Source organism: Monoglobus pectinilyticus, assembly GCF_002874775.1.
Classification (GTDB): Bacteria; Bacillota; Clostridia; order Monoglobales; family Monoglobaceae; genus Monoglobus; species Monoglobus pectinilyticus.
The window spans coordinates 786,583-812,863 of sequence record NZ_CP020991.1 but is presented as its reverse complement, the minus strand read 5'-3'; the positions used below and the strand labels follow the sequence as shown (position 1 = coordinate 812,863).

Annotated in this window: 24 protein-coding genes and 1 riboswitch; of the genes, 14 read left to right on the top strand and 10 right to left on the bottom strand. The window is 36.0% G+C overall.

The features are described 5' to 3' along the window. Positions 1 to 82: 82 nt before the first annotated feature. The 5 genes from B9O19_RS03745 to B9O19_RS03725 form a co-directional block, all read right to left on the bottom strand. Positions 83 to 556: an RNA polymerase sigma factor gene (locus tag B9O19_RS03745; protein WP_102365169.1), complete on the bottom strand. Its 474-nt coding sequence runs from the start codon at positions 554 to 556 to the stop codon at positions 83 to 85. 221 nt (positions 557 to 777) lie between these two features. After that, positions 778 to 2,235, bottom strand: coding sequence for a citrate/2-methylcitrate synthase (locus B9O19_RS03740; protein WP_102365168.1), 1,458 nt, complete (start codon positions 2,233 to 2,235; stop codon positions 778 to 780). Between the two features lie 81 nt (positions 2,236 to 2,316). After that, entirely contained in the window at positions 2,317 to 3,243 is a 927-nt protein-coding gene (locus B9O19_RS03735) for a hypothetical protein (RefSeq protein WP_179947309.1), read from the bottom strand. A 115-nt stretch (positions 3,244 to 3,358) separates the two neighbouring features. Next, positions 3,359 to 3,868, bottom strand: a complete 510-nt coding sequence (locus B9O19_RS03730) for an HdeD family acid-resistance protein (protein WP_102365167.1) — start codon at positions 3,866 to 3,868, stop codon at positions 3,359 to 3,361. 132 nt (positions 3,869 to 4,000) lie between these two features. Further along, positions 4,001 to 4,333: a hypothetical protein gene (locus B9O19_RS03725; RefSeq protein ID WP_102365166.1), complete on the bottom strand. Its 333-nt coding sequence runs from the start codon at positions 4,331 to 4,333 to the stop codon at positions 4,001 to 4,003. A gap of 114 nt (positions 4,334 to 4,447) precedes the next feature. On the opposite strand from B9O19_RS03725, the gene B9O19_RS03720 reads away from it, so the two are divergent. The 4 genes from B9O19_RS03720 to gdhA all read left to right on the top strand — a co-directional run bounded on the left by B9O19_RS03720 (position 4,448) and on the right by gdhA (position 9,166). Beyond that, positions 4,448 to 5,104 carry a M15 family metallopeptidase gene (locus tag B9O19_RS03720; RefSeq protein WP_102365165.1) on the top strand — a complete coding sequence of 219 codons (657 nt, stop codon included), beginning with the start codon at positions 4,448 to 4,450 and terminating at the stop codon, positions 5,102 to 5,104. A gap of 434 nt (positions 5,105 to 5,538) precedes the next feature. Then, a complete protein-coding gene (locus B9O19_RS03715; protein WP_102365164.1) occupies positions 5,539 to 6,387 on the top strand; it encodes a sulfide/dihydroorotate dehydrogenase-like FAD/NAD-binding protein in 849 nt (282 codons plus the stop codon). Further along, on the top strand, positions 6,380 to 7,780 hold the full coding sequence (gltA, locus tag B9O19_RS03710; protein WP_102365163.1) for an NADPH-dependent glutamate synthase: 1,401 nt from the start codon (positions 6,380 to 6,382) through the stop codon (positions 7,778 to 7,780). Before B9O19_RS03715 ends, gltA begins: the two co-directional genes overlap by 8 nt. Positions 7,781 to 7,819: 39 nt before the next feature. Then, complete coding sequence (gdhA, locus tag B9O19_RS03705; protein ID WP_102365162.1) at positions 7,820 to 9,166, top strand: NADP-specific glutamate dehydrogenase; 1,347 nt, start codon at positions 7,820 to 7,822, stop codon at positions 9,164 to 9,166. 211 nt (positions 9,167 to 9,377) lie between these two features. Here gdhA and B9O19_RS03700 read toward each other — a convergent pair whose 3' ends face one another. From B9O19_RS03700 to B9O19_RS03680, 5 genes are all read right to left on the bottom strand, one after another. Then, positions 9,378 to 10,052: a DUF1961 family protein gene (locus tag B9O19_RS03700; protein ID WP_102365161.1), complete on the bottom strand. Its 675-nt coding sequence runs from the start codon at positions 10,050 to 10,052 to the stop codon at positions 9,378 to 9,380. Positions 10,053 to 10,101: 49 nt separating this feature from the next. Further along, positions 10,102 to 11,451: an MATE family efflux transporter gene (locus B9O19_RS03695; RefSeq protein ID WP_102365160.1), complete on the bottom strand. Its 1,350-nt coding sequence runs from the start codon at positions 11,449 to 11,451 to the stop codon at positions 10,102 to 10,104. 507 nt (positions 11,452 to 11,958) lie between these two features. After that, a complete protein-coding gene (locus tag B9O19_RS03690; protein WP_102365159.1) occupies positions 11,959 to 13,236 on the bottom strand; it encodes a bifunctional folylpolyglutamate synthase/dihydrofolate synthase in 1,278 nt (425 codons plus the stop codon). Continuing rightward, the gene (locus B9O19_RS03685) at positions 13,233 to 13,796 is read right to left on the bottom strand and encodes a folate family ECF transporter S component (protein ID WP_102365158.1); all 564 of its coding nucleotides are present in this window, start codon (positions 13,794 to 13,796) and stop codon (positions 13,233 to 13,235) included. Before B9O19_RS03685 ends, B9O19_RS03690 begins: the two co-directional genes overlap by 4 nt. A 79-nt stretch (positions 13,797 to 13,875) precedes the next feature. Beyond that, positions 13,876 to 13,975, bottom strand: a riboswitch (THF riboswitch). Positions 13,976 to 14,052: 77 nt separating this feature from the next. Then, positions 14,053 to 15,729 (bottom strand): sensor domain-containing phosphodiesterase, encoded by a 1,677-nt coding sequence (locus B9O19_RS03680; protein WP_102365157.1) that lies wholly within the window; start codon positions 15,727 to 15,729, stop codon positions 14,053 to 14,055. Between the two features lie 29 nt (positions 15,730 to 15,758). Between B9O19_RS03680 and B9O19_RS03675 the strand changes: the two genes are divergently transcribed. The 10 genes from B9O19_RS03675 (at position 15,759) to B9O19_RS03630 (ending at position 26,039) form a co-directional block, all read left to right on the top strand. Beyond that, the gene (locus B9O19_RS03675; RefSeq protein ID WP_102365156.1) at positions 15,759 to 15,941 is read left to right on the top strand and encodes a hypothetical protein; all 183 of its coding nucleotides are present in this window, start codon (positions 15,759 to 15,761) and stop codon (positions 15,939 to 15,941) included. Between the two features lie 651 nt (positions 15,942 to 16,592). Beyond that, on the top strand, positions 16,593 to 17,129 hold the full coding sequence (locus tag B9O19_RS03670) for an NUDIX hydrolase (RefSeq protein WP_102365155.1): 537 nt from the start codon (positions 16,593 to 16,595) through the stop codon (positions 17,127 to 17,129). A gap of 30 nt (positions 17,130 to 17,159) precedes the next feature. Beyond that, a complete protein-coding gene (locus B9O19_RS03665) occupies positions 17,160 to 17,744 on the top strand; it encodes a cell division protein ZapA (RefSeq protein WP_102365154.1) in 585 nt (194 codons plus the stop codon). Between the two features lie 40 nt (positions 17,745 to 17,784). Further along, a complete protein-coding gene (locus B9O19_RS03660) occupies positions 17,785 to 19,971 on the top strand; it encodes a U32 family peptidase (RefSeq protein WP_102365153.1) in 2,187 nt (728 codons plus the stop codon). Positions 19,972 to 20,012: 41 nt separating this feature from the next. Beyond that, complete coding sequence (locus tag B9O19_RS03655; RefSeq protein WP_102365152.1) at positions 20,013 to 20,597, top strand: Maf family protein; 585 nt, start codon at positions 20,013 to 20,015, stop codon at positions 20,595 to 20,597. A 36-nt stretch (positions 20,598 to 20,633) separates the two neighbouring features. Then, positions 20,634 to 21,653, top strand: coding sequence for a rod shape-determining protein (mreB, locus tag B9O19_RS03650; protein WP_102365151.1), 1,020 nt, complete (start codon positions 20,634 to 20,636; stop codon positions 21,651 to 21,653). A 17-nt stretch (positions 21,654 to 21,670) separates the two neighbouring features. Further along, complete coding sequence (mreC, locus tag B9O19_RS03645) at positions 21,671 to 22,717, top strand: rod shape-determining protein MreC (RefSeq protein WP_102365150.1); 1,047 nt, start codon at positions 21,671 to 21,673, stop codon at positions 22,715 to 22,717. Between the two features lie 21 nt (positions 22,718 to 22,738). Then, the gene (gene mreD, locus B9O19_RS03640) at positions 22,739 to 23,236 is read left to right on the top strand and encodes a rod shape-determining protein MreD (protein WP_102365149.1); all 498 of its coding nucleotides are present in this window, start codon (positions 22,739 to 22,741) and stop codon (positions 23,234 to 23,236) included. A 20-nt stretch (positions 23,237 to 23,256) separates the two neighbouring features. Further along, on the top strand, positions 23,257 to 25,332 hold the full coding sequence (locus B9O19_RS03635; protein ID WP_102365148.1) for a penicillin-binding transpeptidase domain-containing protein: 2,076 nt from the start codon (positions 23,257 to 23,259) through the stop codon (positions 25,330 to 25,332). Positions 25,333 to 25,628: 296 nt separating this feature from the next. Beyond that, positions 25,629 to 26,039 (top strand): methylglyoxal synthase, encoded by a 411-nt coding sequence (locus B9O19_RS03630; RefSeq protein WP_102365147.1) that lies wholly within the window; start codon positions 25,629 to 25,631, stop codon positions 26,037 to 26,039. Positions 26,040 to 26,281: the final 242 nt, after the last annotated feature.

The window sequence follows — 26,281 nt, the reverse complement described above, 5'->3', positions numbered from 1 at the left end:
GAATGGAATTTGCTTGTAGATTTTGGAAAGGAATTTTTAATTTTATTATTATCTATATTCATTATTTTTCTCCTTTTCATGGTTAATCAAAACACGACAAATTTGATTTTAGAGCTTTTCGGCCTTTTGCCAATCGGCTTTTTACAGTGCCGGCAGGAATTTTTAAAATATCCTTAATCTCATTTACTGAATATCCTTCTATGTAAAATAAAACAACTGCAACACGTATTTTAGGTTTAAGTTCCATTATAGCCTGATATAATTCTCTCACCTCAGAATTGTCGAGCGTTTGAATATCAGCTGTTATTTGTTCTTCATACGGGACAAATTTGGAGTTTCGCTTTTTTAGCTTATAGCATTCGTTGATGAGTATGCGGACCAGCCATGTTTTAAAATACTCTTCGTTCTTTAGAGAGGATAGCTTTGTATACGCGTTTAGAATTGCGTTTTGAACCGCATCCTCGCAGTCGGTGTCTATTATAAGAATAGACTTTGCTATGTTATATAAGGTTTGTTCAGCGTCTAAAACCTTTTGCGTAAATGTGTAATTATCCATGTTATACTTTCTGCCTTTCCAAAGCAGTTCAACAGCGCTGTTGTTTTTGCTTTACACTAATTAGATACATTTGAAATTAAAAAGGTTCATTTTTGTTAAAAAATTTTTTGATTAGCATATAAAGATAAGAATGTACGCCTGTGAATTATTATATTATTATAAAATAAAAGCCCGTCACTTTACGTATGACGGGCTTAAGACAACAAAAGTCAATTATAAAATTAGTCTCCGGTTTCCGAATCGATTGACGGCGCGGTTTGGTCTTTAATAGTGTTCTTTTCTATATCGGCTTTAGTAGGTGTTTTCCTTTCATCTATCGGCGTATATTCAAGACGTTTAACCGCACTTTTGTAGGCGGGGCGAATAATTTTGTTGCTGGTGGTTACTTCTTCAATTCTATGAGCGCACCAGCCTACTATTCTTGCCATTGCAAATATAGGTGTAAACAGTTCTTGAGGTATACCAAGCATTTGATAAACGAAACCGGAATAAAAATCTATATTTGCACACATAGGTTTATCAATTCCCTTTATTTCTCTAAAAGCGATCGGTGCAAGTTCTTCAATTGCAGAATAAAGAGCAAATTCATCAGAGTGACCGGTTTGTTCTGCTAAATATCCGGCTCTTTCTTTTAGTATTATGGCTCTTGGGTCTGAAATAGTGTAAACCGCATGACCAATACCGTATATAAGTCCGTTTCCGTCCCCGGCTTCTTTGCGCAGAATCTTTTTTAAGTATTCATATATTTCATCTTTATCTTCCCAATTCCTAACATTGGCTTTAATTTCATTCATTTGGGACATCATTTTGTCATTTGCTCCGCCGTGCTTTGGTCCTTTCAGTGAACCGACAGCAGCGGAAATAGCCGAGTATGTATCCGTTCCGGTTGATGAAAGCACATGCACAGTGAAAGCTGAGTTATTTCCGCCTCCGTGCTCGGCTTGCAGCATTAATGCCAAATCTAGAATCTCAGCCTCAAGCTCAGTGAACTTATTATCTGCCCTAATGAGATGAAGGAAGTTTTGAGCTGTTGAATATTCAGGCACAGGGTTGTGCAGAATCAGACTTTGATTATCAAAATAGTGGCGTTTTGACGCGTATGAATTAGCAATAAGCACAGGGAAACGAGCGATAAGTGAAAAACTTTGCCTGAGCAGATTAGGTATAGAGATTTCGTCCGGATTATCATCATAAGAATAGAGAGCCAGCACGCTTCTTGCCAATTTATTCATGATGTTTTTACTCGGAGCCTTCAGAATCATATCTTCTGTGAATTCAGGCGGAAGAACTCTGTAACTTGATAGAGACCTTTTAAACTGGTCAAGCAAAGACTGGCTTGGCAGGAAGCCAAACATAAGCAGAAAAGCCACTTCTTCAAAACCAAATCTTTTTTCAGCTCTGCAGTTTGCAACTATATCTTCAACGTCAATACCTCTGTATCTGAGTTTACCTTCTATTGGTGACTTAGTGCCTTCGTCAATAACATAACCATGAACTTCGCCGATTGATGTAAGCCCGGCAAGAACTCCGGTTCCGTCCGCATTTCTAAGACCGCGCTTAACATTGTATTTGGTATAATAATGTGAAGGAATCATGTTCCATCTGGAATTTTGGCTTCTTATAAGCTCAATATATTTATCAATATTTTCATAGTCAAAACCATTAATATTGTTATCCATAAATCTACCGCCTTTCCGTTAGTGTATTTAAAACATTATACACTAAAACAGAAAAACCGTCAATAATAATATGTGCATAAATTATTCATCATCATTTTTTCTGTCTTTATTTATTTTTAGAATTGAACCGCCGGTTTTCTTTATATTAGTAAGTGATTTTCCATTTGAGTTATTTTTTGATAGTTCGGTAAATTTAGGAACTATACATTCTATAAACTTCCCTTTGGCTCTGCCGATTAGATATAAATAGCCTATTATTGAGAATATTACAGCGCCTAAAAAGTTTATCATCATATCCTTCATCGTATCAATAAGGCCAATATCAAGGTATCCGTTAATTCCATAATCCGACATGGCAATCATTCCGTTTTTTGCAAGCGCTCCATCTATCAATAGATGATTGCCTTTTAAAATTACATCGTCAATTCCTGAAACCAAGATTGATTTGTTGATAGAAATATCATTCATTGTTATAGAAGAAATACTGTTCACTATAGCGTCCTTCTGCATATCTGTTCTAAGGATTTGATCGGCAAAGAATTCAAAAAATTCCCAGAGTACTCCGATAGTCATAGAAAAGCAAAAGGCGACCATAACAACAAATGCAGGAGATAGGTGGAACTGAACGCGGTGACTTTGATTAAGTATATCTATCAATGAGAAGCCTACGCCTGCCATTAAGAATCCGTTAGACATGTGAAGCATTGAGTCCCACCAGGGAAACCTTTGATAAAAACCGTTTACTTCCCCTAAAAAATCCGCTGCAAAAATAAAAAGGACTATAATTACCTCAAGGGTTCTGGGCAAGTCGATTTTAAATCTGTAATCGATAAATCTAGGTATCAAAAATAATATTAGAGTGAGCACGCAAGTGAAAACATTTTCGTATCTTTGATATTTTATTTGAAAAATTATAGAACTTATAACAATAAGTATCAGAATAATATACAGACCAAGCATAAATCTATTTTTCTTATATTCCTGATTTCCAAATAGATTGAATTTCATGATTTTAACTTCCCTCCGTGTTTAAGAACAATAGTATTAATAGAGCACGTGTTATCACGTGCTCTATCAATATGGTTATTATATATTTATTCAATTTTGTCAGACTATATGAAATTTATAAAGAACATCCCATAATAATGAAGTTTATACCTTCAAACAGCAGTGAAAGAGCAATAAATATACCTATAGCTACAAATGTTATAAGCGGATGACAAACTAAGAATATCCCAAGAATAAGCGTTAGAATCCCCAGTGCTAAAACAAAACCCCAGGAGCTTCCAATATCTTTTAAGGCGAAAGCCTCAAATATTCTGGCTATACCTGCAATAATAACCCATGCTCCGAAAATTGACGCCATAACAACATTAGCGAAATCAGGCTTAAACATGAGTATTAAAGCCAATATGACTGTTAATATACCAAAAGCCAATGACCATCCGCTTTTCTTTATAAAACTGTCTTCACCCTGGCTTACGAAATATGAAACAATCATCCATATCCCCGCAAGCAAAATTGATGCAGCAATTATATATGTAAAGACATTTGCTGTAAAAACCGGAGTTATAAAACATAAAATACCTAAGATTAAATAAATTATGCCCATAACAATAGACAATACTTTCATTTCTAATACCTCCCTTAAATTATATAATATTTTGAAAATCTATTATTGGTAATATTTTAACATATCAGGAAGAAACAGTCAATAAATTTTGAATATAATAGTATAAAAGTAAGGTTTTTATATAAATGTTTTTTAATTGTAAAAATATATGTTTTCAGAGATTTCATCAGGAGTTTTTCCTGATACAAGCATGAGGGTTACAAGTTCAAGACAGGGATATATATTTTCCGCCTTTTTGTCCCATCCAATTTTGAATTCTTGAGGAAGGATTATTTCGTCACTGCCGCATGTTGAAAACCCCCTTTGTATACAATATAAAAAACCGGAATCATCAATGCTGGAGGCTGTAACACTGGACTTTAATGAAAGTCCGCAGGTTATGATATCCAAATCATCGATAATAACGTTTTTAATTTCATTTGGAGATTCAGCGTTTATAATGAGACTGTTATTTATTCTTATCATAATAATCCCTCCCGGAATGATTGTCATTTAAGACTATTATTAGCTTCTGTCAAGAATAAATTCAAAAACTGCATAATATTTTAATATAAATTATTATAAAGATAAGGTGAAAATATGTGTGACCAGAATTTTGTAAATATAACTCGAAAAAGCGGAAAGTATGAAATGATTCCCAAGGAAATAATGAAACTTATGAAAGGAAAATCAATGCCGGAAAACTCGATAGTCAGTTATGATGACCTGAGTTATTTAAGCGTTCCATATTATGATTTCAGTTTTAAAATTTGTTTAGGTCATTTGATTATTTCAAAAGAACTTAAAAACGAGGTGTTGGAGATATTTTTAAAATTATATGATTTAAAATATCCGATTGAAAGAATTGAGTTAATTGACTATTTTTATAATGGAAAAGCGGAGGATTTGGATTTAGAATCAATGAGGCATAATAACACATCAGCATTCTGCTGCAGAAAGGTGAGCGGCACGGAACGGATTTCTAATCATTCGTTAGGACGGGCGATAGATATAAATCCAAAAATAAATCCTTATATCTCTGAGACGGGAACGGTACTGCCTGAGAACGGTCTAAAGTTTTCAGACAGAGGTTTAACTTATCCTGATATTTCAGAGGTTGAGGAAAAAGCTATGATACATAAAGGAGATAAAGTTTATGATATATTTAAATCATATGGCTGGGACTGGGGAGGTGAAATTTGGCAGGGAAGATATTACGACTATCATCATTTTCAAAAAATAAAATATAAATCTTAAAAAAATTTTAAATTAGTCCTTGACAAAATAATTTGGTTATTATATACTTAATAAAGTTTTGTGAACTTCTATATAGTTTGCAGTAAGACAATTATTTGAGAGATTTTTTAATAAAAATCTTTATTCAAATTGTAAATTCTGTATTTTGACAGCAATGGCGCTGTTGAGATATAATATATAGATTTTTGATACGATAATTTGAAATTTTATTATGTTCTATGACGCACAATGGGGTGTGGCTTTATTAGCTGCACTCTTTTTTTGTGCAGTTAGAGGAAGTTTATAGTTTTTTGTTAAATCTAGGCGTATGAGTATAAAATCCTTATGCAAAATTTCTGTTGATATGAAGCAGCGGATTATGATATAATGTAACGAAATGTCTATATTGGAAATTAAATAGACTGAGATGTGCAGATATTTATGGAGGTGTAGTAATGTATAAAATTGTTAGAAAAGAAGTGCTTAATCCATCTGTTTCACTCATTGAAGTAGAGGCACCGTACATAGCCAGAAAGGCAGAGCCGGGTCAGTTCATAATTTTAAGAGTGGATGAGAAAGGCGAGCGTATTCCTTTCACAATAGCTGATTATGACCGTGACAAGGGGACGGTTACTGTTATTTTCCAAATAGTAGGAAAGAGCACGGAAAGTTTGAACGAACTCGGTGAAGGTGACAGTCTTCAGGATATGGTAGGGCCTTTAGGAGTCGCTTCAAATTTTGAGGGTGTAAAAAAAGTTGCTGTTATCGGCGGCGGTTTAGGTACCGCCATTGCGTATCCGCAGGCAAAAAAGCTTCATTCTATGGGCGTTTCTGTAGATATGATTAATGGATTCAGAAATAAGGATTTAATAATAATAGAAGATCTGTGCAAAGCTGCCTGTACAAATTTATATACAATGACAGACGACGGATCAAACGGGAATCAAGGATTTGTTACAGCAAAACTTGAGGAACTTATAAATTCCGGTGAAAAATATGATTTAGTAGTTGCAATAGGTCCGCTCGTTATGATGAAAGCGGTTTGTGACCTAACTCGCAAATATGATATAAAGACAATAGTGAGCATGAACCCGATTATGATAGACGGAACCGGTATGTGCGGAGGCTGCAGAATAACTGTGGGCGGAGAAACTAAATTTGCATGTGTAGACGGACCTGACTTTGATGGTCATTTGGTTGACTTCGACAGCGCTATTGCACGCTCGAGAATGTTTAAAAATCAGGAGGCAGAGTCGAGAGAACGCGCGCATAAATGTAGATTGGAGGGAATGAACAATGCCTAATATGTCACTTGAAAAGGTGCCAATGCCCGAGCAGGAACCAAATGTGAGAAATAAGAATTTTAAAGAAGTTACTTTGGGATATACTGAGGAAATGGCTGTAGAAGAAGCTCAGAGATGTCTTAACTGTAAGCATAAACCTTGTATGCAGGGGTGTCCTGTAATGGTTAAAATTCCTGAATTTATTGCGCTTGTTGCTGAGGGAAAGTTTGAGGAAGCATATAAAAAAATCCAGGAAACCAGTTCTCTTCCGGCGGTTTGCGGCAGGGTTTGTCCGCAGGAAAATCAGTGCGAAAAGTTCTGCGTCAGAGGTATTAAGGGCGAGCCGGTAGCTATAGGCCGTTTAGAAAGATTTGTTGCAGATTGGTATATGGAAAATTGTAAATCAGTTTCTGAAAAGCCTGAGAGCAATGGAAAAAAGGTGGCTGTTGTAGGGGCAGGACCGTCAGGCTTGACATGTGCCGGAGACCTTGCAAAGCTTGGCTATAAGGTTACTGTATTTGAAGCTTTTCACACACCGGGCGGAGTATTGGTGTATGGTATTCCTGAGTTTAGACTTCCTAAAGATATCGTTGCTGCTGAGGTTAATAAATTAAAGGAGTTAGGCGTTGAAGTTATGACTAATATGGTCATAGGCAAGGTGCTTTCCGTTGAGGAGCTTCTTAATGAAGAAGGTTACGACGCAGTATTTATAGGAACTGGGGCAGGGCTTCCGAGCTTTATGAAAATAGAGGGTGAATCTTTAAATGGAGTATATTCTGCAAACGAGTTTTTAACAAGAATAAATTTGATGAAGGCTTATAAATTCCCTGAGTATGACACGCCTGTTTATGTTGGTAAGAATGTTGTTGTTGTGGGCGGCGGAAACGTTGCCATGGACGCGGCGCGTTCTGCAAAGAGACTTGGGGCAGAGAATGTTTACATAGTTTATAGAAGAAGCGAAGAAGAGATGCCTGCGCGTCTTGAAGAAGTTCATCATGCGAAAGAAGAGGGAATAGAGTTTAAACTTCTTAACAATCCGGTTAAGATAAACGGCGACGAGAACGGCTGGGTTGATAGTGTAACTTGTATAAAGATGGAGCTTGGAGAGCCTGACAAGTCCGGAAGGCGCAGACCTGTACCGGTTGAAGGCAGTGAATTTGATTTGGATGCTGATGTTGTAGTAGTAGCAATCGGTCAAACTCCTAATCCGCTTATAAAGAATACTACTCCTGACCTTGAGACTAACCGATATGGATGTATTGTTGCTAAGGAAGAGACCGGAGAGACAAGTAAAACCGGAGTATATGCCGGCGGTGATGTTGTTACAGGAGCGGCTACTGTAATTTTAGCTATGGGAGCCGGAAAAACTGCTGCTGCGTCAATTGACGAGTATTTATCACAGCGTAAAAAATAATTAATTATATATATTATAATGAAAAGGAGAATTATGAACATGGCAATTTCAAACGGTTATTTAAAGAATGTTTTTGAGCAGGTTCAAAAGAGAAACGCAAACGAACCTGAGTTTCTTCAGGCAGTTGAGGAAGTTTTAGAATCTTTGGAGCCTGTTGTAGAAGCGCATCCTGAGTATGAAGCTGCTGGACTTATTGAAAGACTTGTTGAGCCTGAAAGAGTAATTTATTTCAGAGTGCCCTGGGTAGACGACAATGGAAAAACTCAGGTAAACAGAGGTTTCAGAGTTCAGTTTAACAGCGCTATAGGTCCTTATAAGGGCGGACTGAGATTTCACCCGTCCGTATACCAGGGTATCATCAAGTTCTTAGGATTTGAGCAGGTATTTAAAAACTCTCTTACAGGTCTTCCTATCGGCGGCGGTAAGGGCGGAAGCGACTTTGATCCTAAGGGTAAATCTGATGGTGAAGTAATGAGATTTTGCCAGAGCTTTATGACAGAGCTTTCTAAGCATATCGGAGCTGACACTGATGTTCCTGCTGGAGATATCGGAGTAGGTGCGCGTGAAATCGGATTTATGTATGGACAGTATAAGAGACTTAGAAATGAATTCACCGGAGTGTTGACAGGTAAGGGTCTTACTTACGGCGGTTCATTGGCTCGTACTGAAGCAACAGGCTTTGGACTTTGCTACTTTACAGAGGCAATGTTAAAAGCTAACGGTAAGTCGTTTGACGGCAAGACTGTTGTTATCTCAGGTTCAGGAAATGTTGCTATTTATGCTACAAAGAAAGCTACTGAACTCGGCGGTAAGGTAGTTGCTCTGTCTGATTCCAACGGATATATATATGATAAGAACGGTATTGACCTTGATTGTGTTAAACAAATCAAAGAGGTTGAGAGAAAGAGAATTAAGGAGTATGTAAATACTCATCCTGAGGCTGAATATCATGAGGGATGCAAGGGAATTTGGACTGTTCCATGTGATATTGCACTTCCATGCGCTACACAGAATGAGCTTGATGAAGAATCAGCAAAGGCTCTTGTTGCTAATAACTGCTTCGCTGTTGCTGAGGGCGCAAATATGCCGTCAACACCTGAAGCTATAGCTGTATTCCAGAGCAATGGAATACTGTTTGGCCCTGCTAAGGCAGCTAATGCCGGCGGTGTTGCTACATCTGCTTTGGAAATGAGCCAGAACAGCATGAGATATTCATGGACATTTGATGAAGTTGACGCTAAACTTAAAGGTATCATGGAAGGTATTTTTGAAAAGTGCGACAGCGCTTCAAAGGAATATGGCAAAGAAGGAAACTATGTGATGGGCGCTAATATTGCCGGATTCCAAAAAGTTGCTGAAGCAATGATGGCTCATGGTATAGTTTAATATAAATATAAGTTTATAAATTTGATTTAAAAAATATAATATATAATGAAAGCGGCTAAAAAGCGGCGACCTCTATAGTTAGACATGAAATCTAACAGTAGGTGGGTCGTACACAAAAAATCAGCCGCTTTTATTATATTTAATCAAAAATTTGTATCAGTCTCAAAAACTAGTCAATAACATTCCATTTATTTTTCGTAATATTTTAATCTTATAATTTTTTATTAAGAGAATATACTTTTAAATCAGAGTATTCACCTATAAGAGGAGCCATTTGCCTAAAACCGATTTTACCTCCGTCTAAAACTTTTCCATATTCATTCCCATCATCCTGCCAGGAAAATATATTAAGCTCATCTATGAAGAACTCAATTCTGCCTTTATATTTTATAATTTTTAATTCATAAAATTCTTTTGCGTCTTCGCAGTTCGGAAGCGGGTCTGCTCCTTGACACACAAGATGAAATCCGTTGCTTTTACGTAAATTACATGTGTGGAAACAGCGCTCTCTGTCCCATTTGCGCCTAAAATATGATATATGATATGTATTTATATCTCCATGTGTATATTGCCCATATTGTCCGTCCCGGGGAGAAAGTGAATAGTCAAATAAATCTTCTCCGTTAATTCCTTTCGCAGATAAAAACATTATGCAGAGCCCCGGCTCTTTAATAGGACGAAACTTCCACGATATTTCTATATCTGACGGAAACTCTTCCGGGCACCAATATACAAAATTTGATTTTTGTCCTTCATTTTCAGAAAGTCTATTCTTCATACGCATTTTTTGATTTACAAAATAAACATCTGCCTTGCCTTCCATTATAAAATCTTTGACATCTTCAGGACATGACAGAGGATTTTTATATATTATCTGCTTTTCCATAATAAACTCCTTTTACAGTATATTTTTAATGTTTTAATTTATATATTTCTTACCTTGTGAGTAATTTTCTGCTTTTTACAGAGAATAGTGATACGGTTGTTAATACTGCGATAAAATCACTTATCGGCTCCGCCAGAAACAGACCCCAAACTCCCAGGGCGCCTATTTTTGGTAATATTAGTGCTAACGGAAGCAACAATATTAGCTTTCTTTCTATAGCCAAAAACACTGATTCTTTTGCCTGCCCTAGAGCAAGGAAAGTCTGCTGACAAGCGGTCTGCATACCCATTAATGACATTGATAACATAAAGACCCGAATTGCGTTTTTACCTATTTCAATTATTTGTGCGTCCGATGTAAACATACCGATAAAAAATTGTGGGAATAATTCCAAAATTACAATTATCGACATTGAAAATACGAGACATAAAATAAACAATTTTTTGAATGCTGAAAAAACGCGCTCATTATTTCCAGCGCCGTAATTAAAACTAATTATCGGCTGAACTCCTTGGGCAAATCCCTGCATAGGCATCCATACCAACTGCATAACACTAAACAATATTGACATTAATGCGACATATGAATCATTGCCATACTTAAGCATTCCGTTATTAAAGACTAATTGAATAAAGCAGTCTGTGGACTGCATAACAAAAGGTGAAATCCCTAATGAAATAACCAAAAATACAATTTGTTTTGAAAGACGAAGATTTTTAATGCGTATTTTTATATGTGTCTTATTCCCTGTCAGAAATTTTAAAACCCATATACAAGAAATTCCCTGAGATATTATTGTTGCAAGCGCAGCACCTTGCACACCCAAATGAAAAACAAAAATAAAAATCGGGTCAAGAATTATATTTAAAACTGCGCCGATACAAATTGTTATCATACTGGTTTTAGTAAATCCCTGGTTAGTGATAAACGCGTTAAGCCCAAGAGTCAGCTGTAAAAACATTGTCCCGATGAGATAAATAGTGATATACGAAGACGCATATGGCAGTGTGTTTTCACTGGCGCCGAACATGATTAGAATTTTATCTTTAGTAATCATAAAAAAGACGGATAAGATTATAGAACAAATAATAAGCATCATAGTACAGTTGCCAAGAATTTTTTCCGCACGCTCATTATCATTGCATCCCATTGCTATGGCGGCTCTTGGTGCGCCTCCTGTGCCAAGCAGCGCTGAAAACGCTCCTATAAATATTATTATCGGAAATGTTACACCCAATCCTGCAAGAGCAAGTGAGCCTATTTCATTTATGTGTCCGACAAAAATACGGTCTACAATATTATATAATAAGTTTACCAACTGCGCCAAAACTGTAGGAATCGCGAGTTTTAGCATCAGTTTTCCTATCGGTTTGCTTGCAAGAATATTTTCACTTTCCATTATAATATTTTTCTCCTTATATTTTATACTTAAATATAATCATACTGCTAGGCTGGAAAATTTACTAGTCAAAAAATATAAAAATTAACTCAAAAAGTATAAAGCAAATAGCGTATGTTTGGATATAAATTTTTTATGATTCATGGTAAACAGTATTAACTAAATTTATTTTATTTGAGAAATTCAAAACAGGTTATAAATTTATTAGAAAATATTAATTAATATGCAGGGACAGTCATTATATGAAGAATTTAATTTCGTGCATATTTAAAGCGATTACCTACAAAGATAAGAATTAAAATATAAAAAAACATGTTTTAAGCTAACAAATATATTAGAAGCTCGATAATATAACAACGCCTGTTATAGGACGACGAAAAGCTATAGGTTCAAATTTGATAACCGGTAAAATAAGAAGACAATTAAATTTTAAAAAATTAATTATTTAGTAATAAAGAGGAAATATAGTTTTTAGAAACATCATGTATCCAATAATGTATTGCAACATTATTGGATACATGAAATAATTGATTTTTTAATATCGTTATACATATATAGTGTTCCCAATATTATCAGTGGTGTATTTGATTTATTGGAAAATGAAACAGCTGAACTTACAGCTTTGGATATATCGGTTTGATATTCCGAATTGACGTTGTTCTTTTTAAACAAATCTGATAATTCTGCGCCGTTTAAAGCTCTTTGATTATTTGGGGTAACGGTATAGACTTGATTTATATATGGACTTATAATATTTACCATTTTTTTATAGTCCTTATCCGCCATAACCCCCATGATTAAATTCACTTTCATGCCGGAGAAATATTCTTTTATACTATTAACAGTTGCAGTCATTCCCTGAGGATTGTGTGAACCGTCATATACTATTGGCGGATTGTCCGAGAATATTTCAAATCTACCGGGCCATTCAGTGACCGCTAATCCGTTATATATAGAATTTTTGGAAATATTAAAGCCTGACTTGTTTAAAATTTTGATTGAATCAATAGCGACCGCAGCATTGCCGGGTTGATACAGTCCGGCTAATTTTATTTTTAAGTTTGTGTATTCATTATAATTGAAAACAGACCCTTTTAAACCTGATGAGATAATTTCAGCGTTTTCTCTTTTAGTCAATAAAAGAGATGAGGAAAGTTTATTAGCTGCGGTTTGGATAACATTAAGCGCTTCCGGGTTATTTCCGCCGAATACTGTGGGACAGCCTGGTTTTATTATTCCGGCTTTTTCAGAAGAAATTTCTGAAATCGTATTTCCCAGGTAATCCATATGGTCGAGGGCGACGTCAGTTATTACAGAAAGAACAGGCGTATCTGAGATATTGGTTGCGTCAAGTCTTCCGCCCATACCAACCTCTAAAATTACAACGTCACATTTTTTTTGATAAAAATACCAAACAGCCATAGCCGTTTCAAACTCAAAGCTAGTGGGCTTATCATCCATATTTTCCTCAACAGTTTTTATATGAGAAACAGTTTCAGAAAAATCGGATTCAGATATATTCTTTTTATTAATTCTAAAACACTCGGTTTCGGAATCAATACACGGAGAGGTAAACAGTCCTGTTTTATATCCTGCTTCTGTCAGAACGCTTTCTAACATTCTGCATACAGAACCTTTGCCGTTTGTTCCGGCTACATGTATAATTTTTAATAATCTTTGGGGTTCGCCCAAAAGTTTTAGAATTTCAAGAATGCGAGACAGCCCGGGGCGGCTGCCTCTGTTTGATATACTTTTTAAGTAATCCAGCGATTCATTATAATTCATCTCATTTGCACTCTTTCCAGCTGATTTGCGAAGGTTTTGTTTTTCATAAGAAGATAAATTATATATCCTTCAACGGTGCCAATTACTATATAGAGAGGAATTCTCATTAATATTAACGGCATTGAATAGCTGAAATAGATATATAAGCCTATAGACTTTATAATCATAGAACCTATTATATGAGCAAGACCCACAGCGGCAATAAGCTTTAATTTAGGGTTGTCTTTAAACATATAAAAATAAATTGAACCTGAAATCAAGCCTATAGAAGCCGCGCCGAGCGTAACTAATGGATTTATAGCATACCCGACGATAATACAGCCGATAACATCGGCGCATATTCCGACCGTCATACCAACCAGCGGACCAAACATTATTCCTGCCATTAAAATGGTCAGGTTTTCAAAGCTGATTCGTATCGGACCCATAGTGAATGATAATTGTTTGCCCAGCACAATGCTTAAAGCAATGAACAATCCGGAAATAAGCAAGACTTTTAAATTTCCGAATAGGCGGATTCCGCCCAGAGATTTGTAACTTTCGTTTTTAGAAATTTGCATAAAAATAACAGCCTCCTTTCACCTCACTCATATAGCAAGGAAAGAAGACTGTGAAAAACAGATTCAAAACTTTGCTGTATGAAGCGGGATGCAGAACACGAACCGCAAGTCAAAGACTTTTCGTTTGCCTGGCAACTCCCCGTCCAAGCAACACTTAACGCACGCATTCTTACTCTTCAAATAATTTCGTACCCATTATAGCATATTTTAGAATTTTGTCAACAGTAATTTTATAATTAATTTTAAATTTTAAAAATCAATAAGATTTATCTGTAATAAAGGATTCAAAAAAATCTGTTTCAGGCAAAGGAGTGCTGTAATGATAACCCTGAACCGTATCAGGAAGATATTTTTCAATTATGTTTAAAGACTCTTCGTTTTCAACGCCTTCAACACAGATTTTGATTTTGAGTGAGTGACATAGGTCTGACAAGTGTTTTAAAATATCCCGGTCTATTTTGTTCTCTGAAACCTGCATAACGAAACTTTGGTCTATTTTTATCCAGTCCGCAGGAAGAGCTTTTAATATATCAAGAGACGAGTATCCGGTTCCAAAATCATCCAGAGCAATTTCGGCGCCCAAACGGTGGATAGCATGTACAAAGTTTTGAATAGACTTTATATCTTTAATCTGATATGTTTCGGTAATTTCAAAGGTTATATCAGAGCCATTAAGACCGTTCTTTTTTATCTCATCAGCGATAAAAAGCGGCAAATCATAATCTCCTATCTGAGGCACCGCAATATTTATATTAATGTGCATGTCAGGCTTGCATTTTTTCCATTCTCTAAGATGTTTCAAAGCTGTGGAAATTATCCACTTTCCGAGAGGAAGAATAAGACCTGTGGATTCTAAAACTTTTATAATATTTTCAAGACCATACTTATATGAAGCCGGATTTTCCCATCTTAAAAGAGCCTCAGCAGAGCGGATTGTATCTGTTTTAGGGTTTATTATCGGCTGAAAAAATAAGCAAAATGAGTCGAGATTTTTTACTGAACATATTAACTCGTCATAAAAGTCAATTTTTTCAATAGCCTGTTTAAAATCATTTTGTGAAAAAAACAGCGGAACGTCATACATTTTGTTCTTTTTTGCCAAATCAGAACAGTAATTTAGTCCTTTATAAATATTGCTTAATTCCGGCGGTGAAAAATCTTTGACTATAACTGCAGCGCAGGATACATTAATCTCAAGCTTATCATATTTGTGCTCATTTTTTATTTGTTCTTGAACTGTGCTTTTTATGTTTTTAAATAAAGTTAAAACATCATTTTTATCAGCTTCAGGATAATATAACAGTATATGATTTCCTTGACCGCGGTATAGTTTACCTTTTGTTGGGCATAAAAGAGTAAGTTCGCGTGCAAAAATAGAAAATATCCCGTTTACAAAACTATAAGAATATTTTATATTCATCTTTTTAATATCGGCGATTGAAAAATCCATTATTGCGCCTGTTAGCATATCTAATTCTATATATTGGCATATATCCCGTTTAAAAGCAAAAATATCTAAAAGACCGGTAATATTGTCAGAACCGTAATCAGCAGTGAGATTTTTAATTACACCTGTCATTATTTCCGGTCTGCCATCTCCTGTTCGGTTCACAAATCCGCGGCTCTGTATCCAATTGTATAGACCGTTGAGATTTTTTATTCTAAAATCACATCTAAGATTATTACTTTTTACGTTATAGATATTATTAATTTCATCAGTATACATTTTTATGTCGTCAGGGTGTATTATTTTCAGCCAATAATTTTGTGCCTGCGATATTTTTCTTACGTTGGATATATCAGTTATTTTTTTAATTTGTTCTGACCAAATAATTTCATCCGCCTCAAAATCAACAACGAAAATAATGTCATCAGTACATTGTGACAGTGATTTAAAAAGTAATTCATAATTATTTTGTGCTTTTAAATTCATTGAAATCACCTGCGGTCTAAATATAAATTATGTTGTTATGTAAAAATTTATATAATTATTTCCTTTTAAAAAATTCAGGAGTTGAAACAATTAATGACGGTAGTGCAAAGGTAAAAACACAAACGGTGATGTTCGGCGGAAACGAAGCAGAAGCAGCATTGCGGACCAGAGGTTTTCTTATTGTTCCGTCTATAGCCATACTGAAAAAATAATTATCAGATTATATTTAGTTTTAACATAATTCTCCATACTATTCCATTTCGTATAACTTGATTCTTAATCATTTTAACTATATTACAATATTTAAGAATTTCAATAAAAAATAAATATATAAAAAATAACAAATGAACTTTACTCTTATGAAATAGAAGATGATATCAGAATAATTAAAGTTTTTTATAATTACTTGACTTTGAAAATGTAAACTGTCAGATCAAGAAGTCAATTTATAATAGAAATCTCAGGTGAGTAATGGGTTGCGGATAGTTATATTTGTTATAAAAGGCGTTCAAATCAAATATAAGTTTGTAGCATACCATATACTTAGTTTAATTTTATATTATAGTTTGTATTTTATCTTTAACGCTCGAATATATATTTACAAAATATATTTGATATTATATTTTATAATTTTTATGATTACTTATTAAAAACTTACAAATAATAAGAAAGATAAAAGTTAATCGTCAAATTACTTGATTTTTTTTACAAATTGTGGTTAAATATAAAGATAGATTATTATGGTGGATTATGCCTAAAAATTATATTCATTTTTAGGTAATAGATAAAGTAATCGTATGAATTAATTTTTAGGATTTATAGTGATTTTAATATAGTACTATTGTATTTGAAGGAGTGTTTTAATGATATACGAGGAAAAGACGGTATCAACAGAAGAAATATTTGACGGTAAGATTTTAAAACTCAGGGTTGAACAAGTTGAAATGCCGGGCGGAAATCTTGCTGTTCGTGAAATAGTGGAACATCCGGGCGGAGTTGGAATCGTTGCTGTGACAGATGAAGATGAGATTATACTGGTTAAACAGTTTAGAAAACCTGTAGAAAAGGCAATATATGAGGTGCCTGCAGGGAAGCTGGATAATAATGAGGACCATAGAGCATGCGGAATTCGTGAGCTTAGCGAAGAGACCGGTTACAGTGCTGAAAATTTTGATTATCTTGGATTTATGTATCCATCCCCGGGATTTGCTGACGAGGTTACACATTTGTATCTTGCTACAGGTTTGACTAAGGGAGAAAATCATCTTGACCCTGACGAATATCTCGATGTTGAATTTATTCCTATAGACGATGTTAAAAAAATGATTATGGATAATGAAATTAACGATGCAAAAACTGTGTTTGGAGTATTTAAAGCGCTTGAAGTTTTAGGGAAATAATTTACTCTGAGAGATGAAAGAGGTTGTACTATGGAAGATAACACAAAGATGGAAGTAAAAATTAATAATATGGAATATACCATCGTCAGCAATGAGTCCGAGGAGTATGTCCAGCGCGTTGCGCTGTTGGTGAATAAGAAAATATCTGAGGTTAAGTCTCAGAACAGCCATTTAAGCACTGCAATGCTTGCCGTTATGGCCGCTATGAATCTAGCTGACGAGCTTTTAAAAAGTGAAGCTTCGGCAAGCAAACTGCGTACTGAAATAGGCGAGTATATGGTGGAATCCAGGTCAGAAAAAGCCGAGCTTGACGAGAAAAAACTTGAAGTAGAAAACCTTAAAGAAGATATGCATAAGTTGGAAATTGAGCTTGCTAAACGTGAAACAGAGTTAGAAAATCTGCGTTCATCACATTCGATGACTAGGGGAGCCGGTTCTGTAACCCAAAGCAGTGTCTCAAGACAGCCGAGAAGCACATCTGTTCAGCCTGGAATTAGAAGCGCAGGAGCGGCAGAAAACTTAGCCAAAAGAACTGTGGAAGATGAGCGGACTAAAAAAAACGGATATCCTTATGGTAACGTAATAGGACGCGGTGATGGTATAAAGAAAGACTGACGATTTATTTTTGTAATTAATATTTTATCTGGAGGATTTTATGTCTCTTACTGGTAACAGTGCTTCAGCAGCCAGCAGTATGAAAAAAGAAAAAAATATTTTACCTGAACTTTTGTCTCCGGCCGGAAGCTTTGAATCTCTTGCGGCGGCAGTTAATATGGGGGCTGATGCAGTATATTTGTCGGGTAAAAATTTCGGAGCTAGAAGTTACGCCGATAACTTTGACAATGGCCAGCTTGAAAATGCTGTAAGATATGCACATCTTCGGGGAGTTAAGGTACATATCACTGTAAATACTCTTATAGGTGATAAAGAATTTGCTGAACTTGAAGAATATTTAAAGTTTTTAAATTCCTTGCATGTTGACGCTTTAATAATTCAGGATTTAGGAGTATTAAGTCTTGCAAAAAACTTAGGTCTTTGTATGCAGTTTCACGCCAGCACTCAGCTTACTGTTCATAATTTAAGCGGTGCTTTGGCGGCTAAGGAATTAGGTTTTGACCGTGTGGTTCTATCCAGGGAACTTTCTTTTAAAGAGATAAAATATATATCGGAAAATTGCGGTATAGAGACAGAGATGTTTATTCACGGCGCTATGTGTATGTCGTATTCCGGGCAGTGCCTTATGAGCAGCGCTCTTGGGGGCAGGAGCGGGAACAGGGGACGATGCGCCCAGCCGTGCAGACAGTTATATAAGTCGGGTGAGAATAAAGAAAAATATTTTTTAAGTCTAAAAGATATGGCTTTGATTGAACGATTGGACGATATAAAAGAATCCGGAGTTACTTCTTTAAAAATTGAAGGAAGAATGAAAGGTCCGAGTTATGTTGGATGCGTAACGAAGATTTATAAAAAGTGTCTGGAAGAAGGCAGGCAGCCATCTAAATCAGAGATAAACGATTTAAACAGGATATTTTTTAGAGGAGGTCTGAGTTCCGGATATTTTGATAATAAAAAAGGCAGAGCAATGTTTGCTTTTAATAAACCGGACAATCCTTATAAAAAAGAAACGAGCAGTTTAGAAACAAAAATTTTAGATGAAATCAAGGATAGGGAAGATAAATTTAAAATTCATCTGACAGCCAAAGTAAATATTGCTGTAGGTGAAAAGATTAAACTTATTGTATTATATAAAAATAAGACAATTACGGTGAGGTCGAATAATACTGTTGAAGCGGCGTCTTCAAATCCAACTGAGAAGGAAAGGGTTATTCAGCAGATTTCAAAGACCGGAGGCAGCGTCTTCATATTTGATTCAATATCGGTTGAAGTCACCGGCAGAGCGTATGTTCCAATTAAAGATTTAAACTACATCCGCCGCGAAGCGCTGAAAATGATTGAAGATGAAATATTGTCTGACAGCATTGATATACAAAATAGAAATGAATCTATATCTTTAAATCATTCTGCTGGATGCGACAGCAGTTTGAGCGGTATGACAGCTTCAATATTTTCATATGAACAGTTCACTGCTGTTAAGGAGTTTGAAGAATCGACAGGGAAAATTTTTAGACTTATATATGTGCCGGTTCGCTTATTAGGGGAAGATTATAAACGGTTTATCTCTGATAAAGACAGGATAGTTATAGAGCCTCCTTCAATAATACATGATTCTGAGTATGAAAAATATATTGATTTTATAATGAGGCTGTTTAACTTGGGATTTAATAAGATTAGAGTACACAATATATCTGAATACCGCAGAATTTTTGATGGTTTTAAAATTTTTGGCTCTTACAGAATGAATATTACAAACAGTAATTCAGTAAAATTGTGTTCTGTTATAATGGGGTTTAGCTCGGTTATGCTGTCACCTGAACTGAGTATCCCTCAGATAAGGGATATAGCAAAGGGTTCAGATATACCGACAGAAGTATGCGTCTATGGTTATCAGCCGTTAATGCTGACTGAGAATTGTATTCTTAAAAATTTGGACAGCAACTCTTGTAAGTGTAATAGTATTGGCTGTATTACTGACAGATTGGGAAAAAAGTTTCCGGTTATAAAAGATGGGACAAATTGCAGAAGTGTGCTGCTGAACAGCTGTCCTACATTTATGGCAGACAAGATGGAAGAGCTGAAATGTTATAATATTAAAATGTATAATTTAAACTTTACTGTGGAATCACCGAATGAAATTAAAAGAATTTGCAAAGCCTATCTTTGCGGTGAAAATTACAGACCGGAAGAGTTTACAAGAATGCACTTTTATAAAGGAATATTTTAGGTTCACATTAAATATAATAATTTAGTTTTAAGAGGTTGAATATGAGATTTATATTAGCATCCGCTTCTCCGAGAAGAAGAGAGATTTTAGAAAACATTTCACTTGATTTTGAAATAATTGCCGATGAATCTGAGGAAATAATGATCGAAGGCGAAAAACCATACGACACCGTAAAGCGGCTGGCGATGCAAAAGGCAAAAAATATAGCCGCAGGAATTGAATCCGGTGAAAACACTATAGTTATCGGAGCGGACACAGTCGTTTCAATTGATGGAAAGATATTGGGCAAACCAAACGATGAAATAGAAGCTAAGGACATGCTTTTGACTCTTTCGGGCAGAATAAATACTGTGTATACCGGTCTTGCTGTAATTGAAACTCAGAGCGGGAAAGAGGTAAGTGATTTTGTTTCAACAGGCGTAAAATTCAGAAACTTGAGCGAAAAAGAGATAGAAAACTATATAAGATCCGGTGAACCAATGGATAAAGCCGGAGCATATGGTATTCAAAAAATAGGCGGATTGTTTGTTGAGTCTATAAACGGAGATTATTTTAATGTTGTTGGTCTGCCTCTATGCAGATTAGGAGAAATACTTTCAGAAGAGTTTGGTATAAATTTGATATAAATACCTGATTTTATATAACTTTCAGGAGGGATATATATGGCGATTGATTTAGGCATAGATTTTGGAACAAGCAGTACTCAAATTTATAATGCGAATGAAGAAAAAATTATAGTTGACGAACCTACTGTTGCGGTTACCAGAGGTGAGAGCCGTGAAGTAATTGCCGTAGGAACCGAAGCTTTAGATATGCTTGGAAAAACGGCCGACAGTTTGTCTGTTTTAAATCCCGTTAAAGACGGAGGAATAACAAACTTTGATGTTGCGGTTGGCCTGCTTAAAAAGTTTCTGGACAAGAATTTAAACAATGTATTTTCAAAAATAAGGGCGGCGGTAAGTGTTCCGTCAGGTATTGGAGACGTGGAAAAGAGAGCTATAGAAGAGGTCGTAATATCAGCCGGTGCAAAAGAGGTATATCTTATTGAATCACCGCTTGCAGGCGCAATAGGTGCAGGAGTCGATATAAACGAGCCTAAGGGGTATGTTATAGTAGATGTGGGCGCCGGAACGACAGAAGTTGCTGTTGTATCATTGGGCGGCGTAGTTGTTTCCAAATCAGTACGGTCAGCAGGTGACGCTCTTGATAATGATATTATTCAATTAATAAAGAAAAAATATAACGTTGAAATTGCAAAGTCTACAGCTGAAAAGGCAAAAATAAAGCTGGGTGCTGCAATGGTTGGGCTCACTACTAATGTTGTAGAGCTAAAAGGCAAGGATATGTATAGCGGAGTGCCTAAAGGCGTTGCGATTAGTGCGAACGAGATAAACTCTGCAATGCGCGATGATATAAACTTTATATTGGAAGCTGTGCGCTGTGTCCTGGAAGAAACTCCTCCCGAACTGGCTTCTGATTTAATAGAAACCGGAATAGTGTTGACAGGCGGAAGCAGTAATATGCGCGGTTTAGGAAAGCTTATAAAAAACGCTACTGGCATAAATGTTTATCAAGCTGAAGACCCTGTGTGCTGTGTCGCAAAAGGGGCGGGAACAGCTATGGCAGGAAAAGGCGGATTTAGAAATATGCTGACGCAGGCGACCAGAAGAAAGAATTATTAACTCAGGTGGTGCAGAATTTGAAATTTTTTAATAAACATAAAATGGCGCTCATCCTATCAGGATGTACGCTTTTGGTAGTGGCTTTACTTATATTTTTAGGTTTCAACAGCGGTAATTCTACTGCTGTTGAAGATGCAATAAAAACAACCACGTCCCCTGTTCAAAAGTTTTTTGGAAATATTGGGAGTGGTTTATATGATGTGACTCATTGTTTAGGTGAGTTAAAAGAACTGAGAAATAAGACGGATGAACTGTCAAAAAAGAATACTGAACTTGAAAAACAGAATAATGAAAATGCTGAAATGGCAGAAGAAAATGACAGGCTTAAGCGAATGCTCGAACTAAGACAGAATAATCCCGATTTAGATTTGGCCGCCGCAAATGTGACAGCTGATGAGCCTTCAAACTGGTTTTCCGGGTTTACAATAGATAAAGGGAAAAACAGTGGATTGGAAGTGGAGCAAACCGTTATATCTTCCGATGGTTTTTTGATAGGAAAGATTTCTAAAGTTGGTACGAATTGGGCGGATGTTGAAACAATAATTGACCCTGGGTTTTCTGCCGGAGCAATGGTGGAACGCTCTAAAGATTTGGGGGTTGTTGAAGGTGACAGCGAGCTTAGATATAACAGACAGTTTAAGCTGTCATATTTGTCGCGCGACACAGATATTGAAATTGATGATTACGTAACCACAACAGGTCTCGGCGGAGTTTTTCCGGCAGGATTCAGATTAGGAAAAGTCGCGGAAATTAAGGACGATACGGTTACGATGACCAGATATGCGGTTGTAAATGCTTGCGTTGATTTTCGTGATATCAGACAGGTATTTGTTGTAACAAACAATATGGATGTTGTTGCTGATGAAGAAAATGCTAATATGAAAGCCGCAAGGGAGAGAGCGGAACAGGAACAAAAAGAAATTGACGACAGAGCGTCTGCAAGTCCGAGTCCTGAGCCTGATGAAGAAGATGAAGATTCAGGAGGTTCAAGTAAAAATAATAATTCCTCAAAGTCAAAAAAGTCAGGTGATTCTGAAGACTTGGATGAAGAAAATGAAGATTAATAAGCAGGTAGGGAGATATATATGAAACTGTTACATCATGTTGTTTGGTTAATATTAATTGCAATCCTCCAGCCCGCGCTTATAAATGCTTTGTCTGTGTTTGGGGTAAACGGAAATGTTTTTCTATTATTTATTGTCTTAATAGGATTTTTTTGCGGAAGAATGCAGGGAATGCTCTGCGGAATATTATTTGGGTTGGTTTATGATATATATGTTGGGAGATTTATAGGAACCGATATGCTTATTTATTTGTTTATAGGCTATTTTTCTGCTGTTGTAAGCGACAGATTTTATGGTCGTCCTAACATTTATGTTTTTTCTGCAATGGCGGCAGGAGCCACAATAGCTGCAGAAATAATTTATCTAATACCATATTCTATGTTTTGCGAAGGTTCCTTTGTGTGGATTTCTGCTGTGAGGATTATATTTATAGAAACAGTTTTGAATGCTGTTTTGGTTTTGCCTATGCTGTGGTTTATAGAAAAGACACTTGTTTGGTTTAAGATAAAAAAGTATTGATAAAATTTTGGTGATAATAGATGAAAATAAACGATATTACAAGGCGGACTATAATTATCGGCGCCATTGTCGCTGTTTTAGCGATTAGCTGTATAATAAAGCTCTTTAATCTGCAAATAGTGAATGGCGAAGAGTATAGGATACAGGCTGATAACCGCACAATACGAACATACGCTACAAAAGCGCCGCGCGGAGAGATTTTTGACAGGAATGGTGTTCCGGTTGTTGAAAATAGGAGCGGATACAGCATTCAGATATTTAAAACTGATATTACTGCAGAAGAGTTAAATAAAAATATAAACGATATAGTAAAACTGCTTCACGAAAATGGAGATGAGTATACCTCAACTTTCCCGATAGAATATAACGAGGAAGAGGAGATACCTGAATATAACTTTGAAAAATCCGATTCAGCAGTTTCCTCAGCTGATGGTAACAAAAATAAAGAATCAGATGAAGAAAAAAAGGATAGAGAAAAGAAAATCCAAGAGGATACGGCAAAAAATATTGCTGAGTGGGAAAGCCAAAATAAAGTCGATACATTTAACACTTTAAGAGAAATAGTAAAATACTATGCGGAAAAATATGAGATTTCTGATGATTTCAATGAAACTGAAAAGCTGGATATTATGGCTGTCAGATATGAAATGGAGCAAAGAAAATTCAGCGGCAGCAATCCGTTTGTTTTGGCAACAGATGTAAGCAATATAGTCATTCAGAAAATCAAAGAGACGTATTATCCAACCGGTTTTGCTGATATAATAGCCGATACTATCAGAAATTATGCAAAAGGAAATATGGCGGCTCATATTTTAGGCAGAACAGGTATAATATATGCGGAGGAGTATGAAAAGTTAAAAGACAGCGGTTACGGCATGAACGACATAATTGGAAAAGACGGATTGGAAGCTGTTTTGGAACCATATCTCAAAGGCACTGACGGTTATAAAAAGGTTAGAATGACGTCTGACGGCAGATATGGAGACGTGGTAGATGTTAAACCTGCCAAAGCCGGAAATTATGCAGAGCTAACGATTGACGCCGAGCTTCAGGAGGCGGCGGAAAAATCGTTGAAAAAACGGATAAATGAAGCGGTCGGAGATAATGGGGCAGGTGCAGCGATAGCTGTGGATCCAAACACAGGAGAGGTGTTGGCTATAGCTTCGTATCCTGACTATGACCCTGAAAAATTTAATGAAGAATATGAGGAGCTGGTTAATAAAAAGTCTAATCCGCTTTTTAACCGCGCTTTGAATGGAACTTACGCTCCGGGTTCTACATTTAAAATCTTGACGTCTGTTGCCGGTTTGGAAACCGGTTTAATAGACCCTGACACTTATATAACCGACAGGGGAAAGTACACCTATTATTCAGATTATCAGCCGACATGTCTTGCATATTCGTCTCAGGGAGTTACACATGGCACAATAAATGTTTCGGAGGCTATAGGCGTGTCATGTAACTATTTCTTTTACGATATCGGGCGAAGAATGGGCATAGAAGCGCTTGATGAATACTGTGATAAATTTGGCCTTGGAAAGACGACAGGAATCGAGCTGGCTGAGAGCAGCGGCACGGTTGCAAGCCCTGAGGAAAGAGAAGCTGCAGGAGGAGAATGGCATCCCGGTGATGTTCTTCAGACAGCGATTGGCCAGTCTGATAATCTTTTCACTCCGGCACAAATCTCAAGTTATATAAGCACAGTGTTAAATAAAGGAAAACGTTATAGACTGCATTTAATTAAAGAGGTTGCGGATTATGATACCGGTGAAGTCATAATGCAAAAAGAGCCGGAAGTAATTTCAGATAATCCGATAAGCGATTCAACATTTGATGCGGTAAAAGAAGGTATGAGACAGGTTGTCGCAGATGGAACTGCCGCAAAAGTGTTTGGTAACAGCGAGTTAAAAGTCGGAGGTAAAACCGGAACGGCTGAGGTGTCTGACGGAAAAGATAATGTCTTGTTTACAGGTTTTGCTCCATACGACGATCCTCAGATAGTGGTTGCCGTGGTAATAGAGCATGGCGCCAGCAGTTCATTTGCGGCGCAGGTTGGAAAAGACATATTTGACGCCTATATGAAAATAATTCAATAAAATTAATAATTTTATGAAAAAACTACTTTACTTTTTGTGAATGTTGTGGTATAGTTTTAAATGCAGGGATTTGAAAAGATGAAAGTTATTTTTTTGAATTTGTATAGATAATTGCCCTGTTTGTATTTTTGTAATGATTTTTTATCGGTACTATATTTTTGTTGGTATTGCATTTTTATTGGTTGTGGTGAATCAATATTTATAAGACAGATGCAGTGTGCCGTATAAGATATTGCAAATTTTAGTATATGACGCAGATAAAGATTGTTTAGAAATTTATATAGGAGGCATAGGAAATGAACATAGCACTTATTGCTCATGATAAGAAGAAGGATTTAATGGTTGATTTTTGTATTTCATACAGTGCTATTTTAAAGAAGCATAATATTTGTGCTACTGGGACTACCGGTGCTGTTGTTGCGGACGCTACAGGATTGCCGGTAAAGTGTTTTCTTCCGGGGATTGACGGAGGAGACCAGCAGATTGGCGCGCGTATTGCGTATAATGAAATTGACGCCGTGCTGTTTTTCCGCGACCCGTTGACGCAGCAGAAATATGAACCAAATATTGATTCACTGTATCGTTTGTGTGATGTTCATAATGTGCCGCTTGCTACAAATATTGCTACGGCTGAGCTTTTAATCATGGGAATTGAGAATGGTGATTTGGATTGGCGTGAATATGTTAATTCCAAACGTATAGTGTAATATCAATTTTGTACAATAAAAATATAGCTGAAATTTAATTGAGTTTATATATTTATGTTAAAGATATAGCGTTTTATATATTGCCCCGGTTTGTACTTTTTGTGCAAGCCGGGGTATTTTATTTTTAGGAGTTTTTACTTATTTAAATTTTGCAAACAAATTTAGTGATTATAGAATTCTACAGTATATAAAAACCGTTTTTATCTCTGCGCTTTTTGCAGAATGTACGATAAGGTCACGCT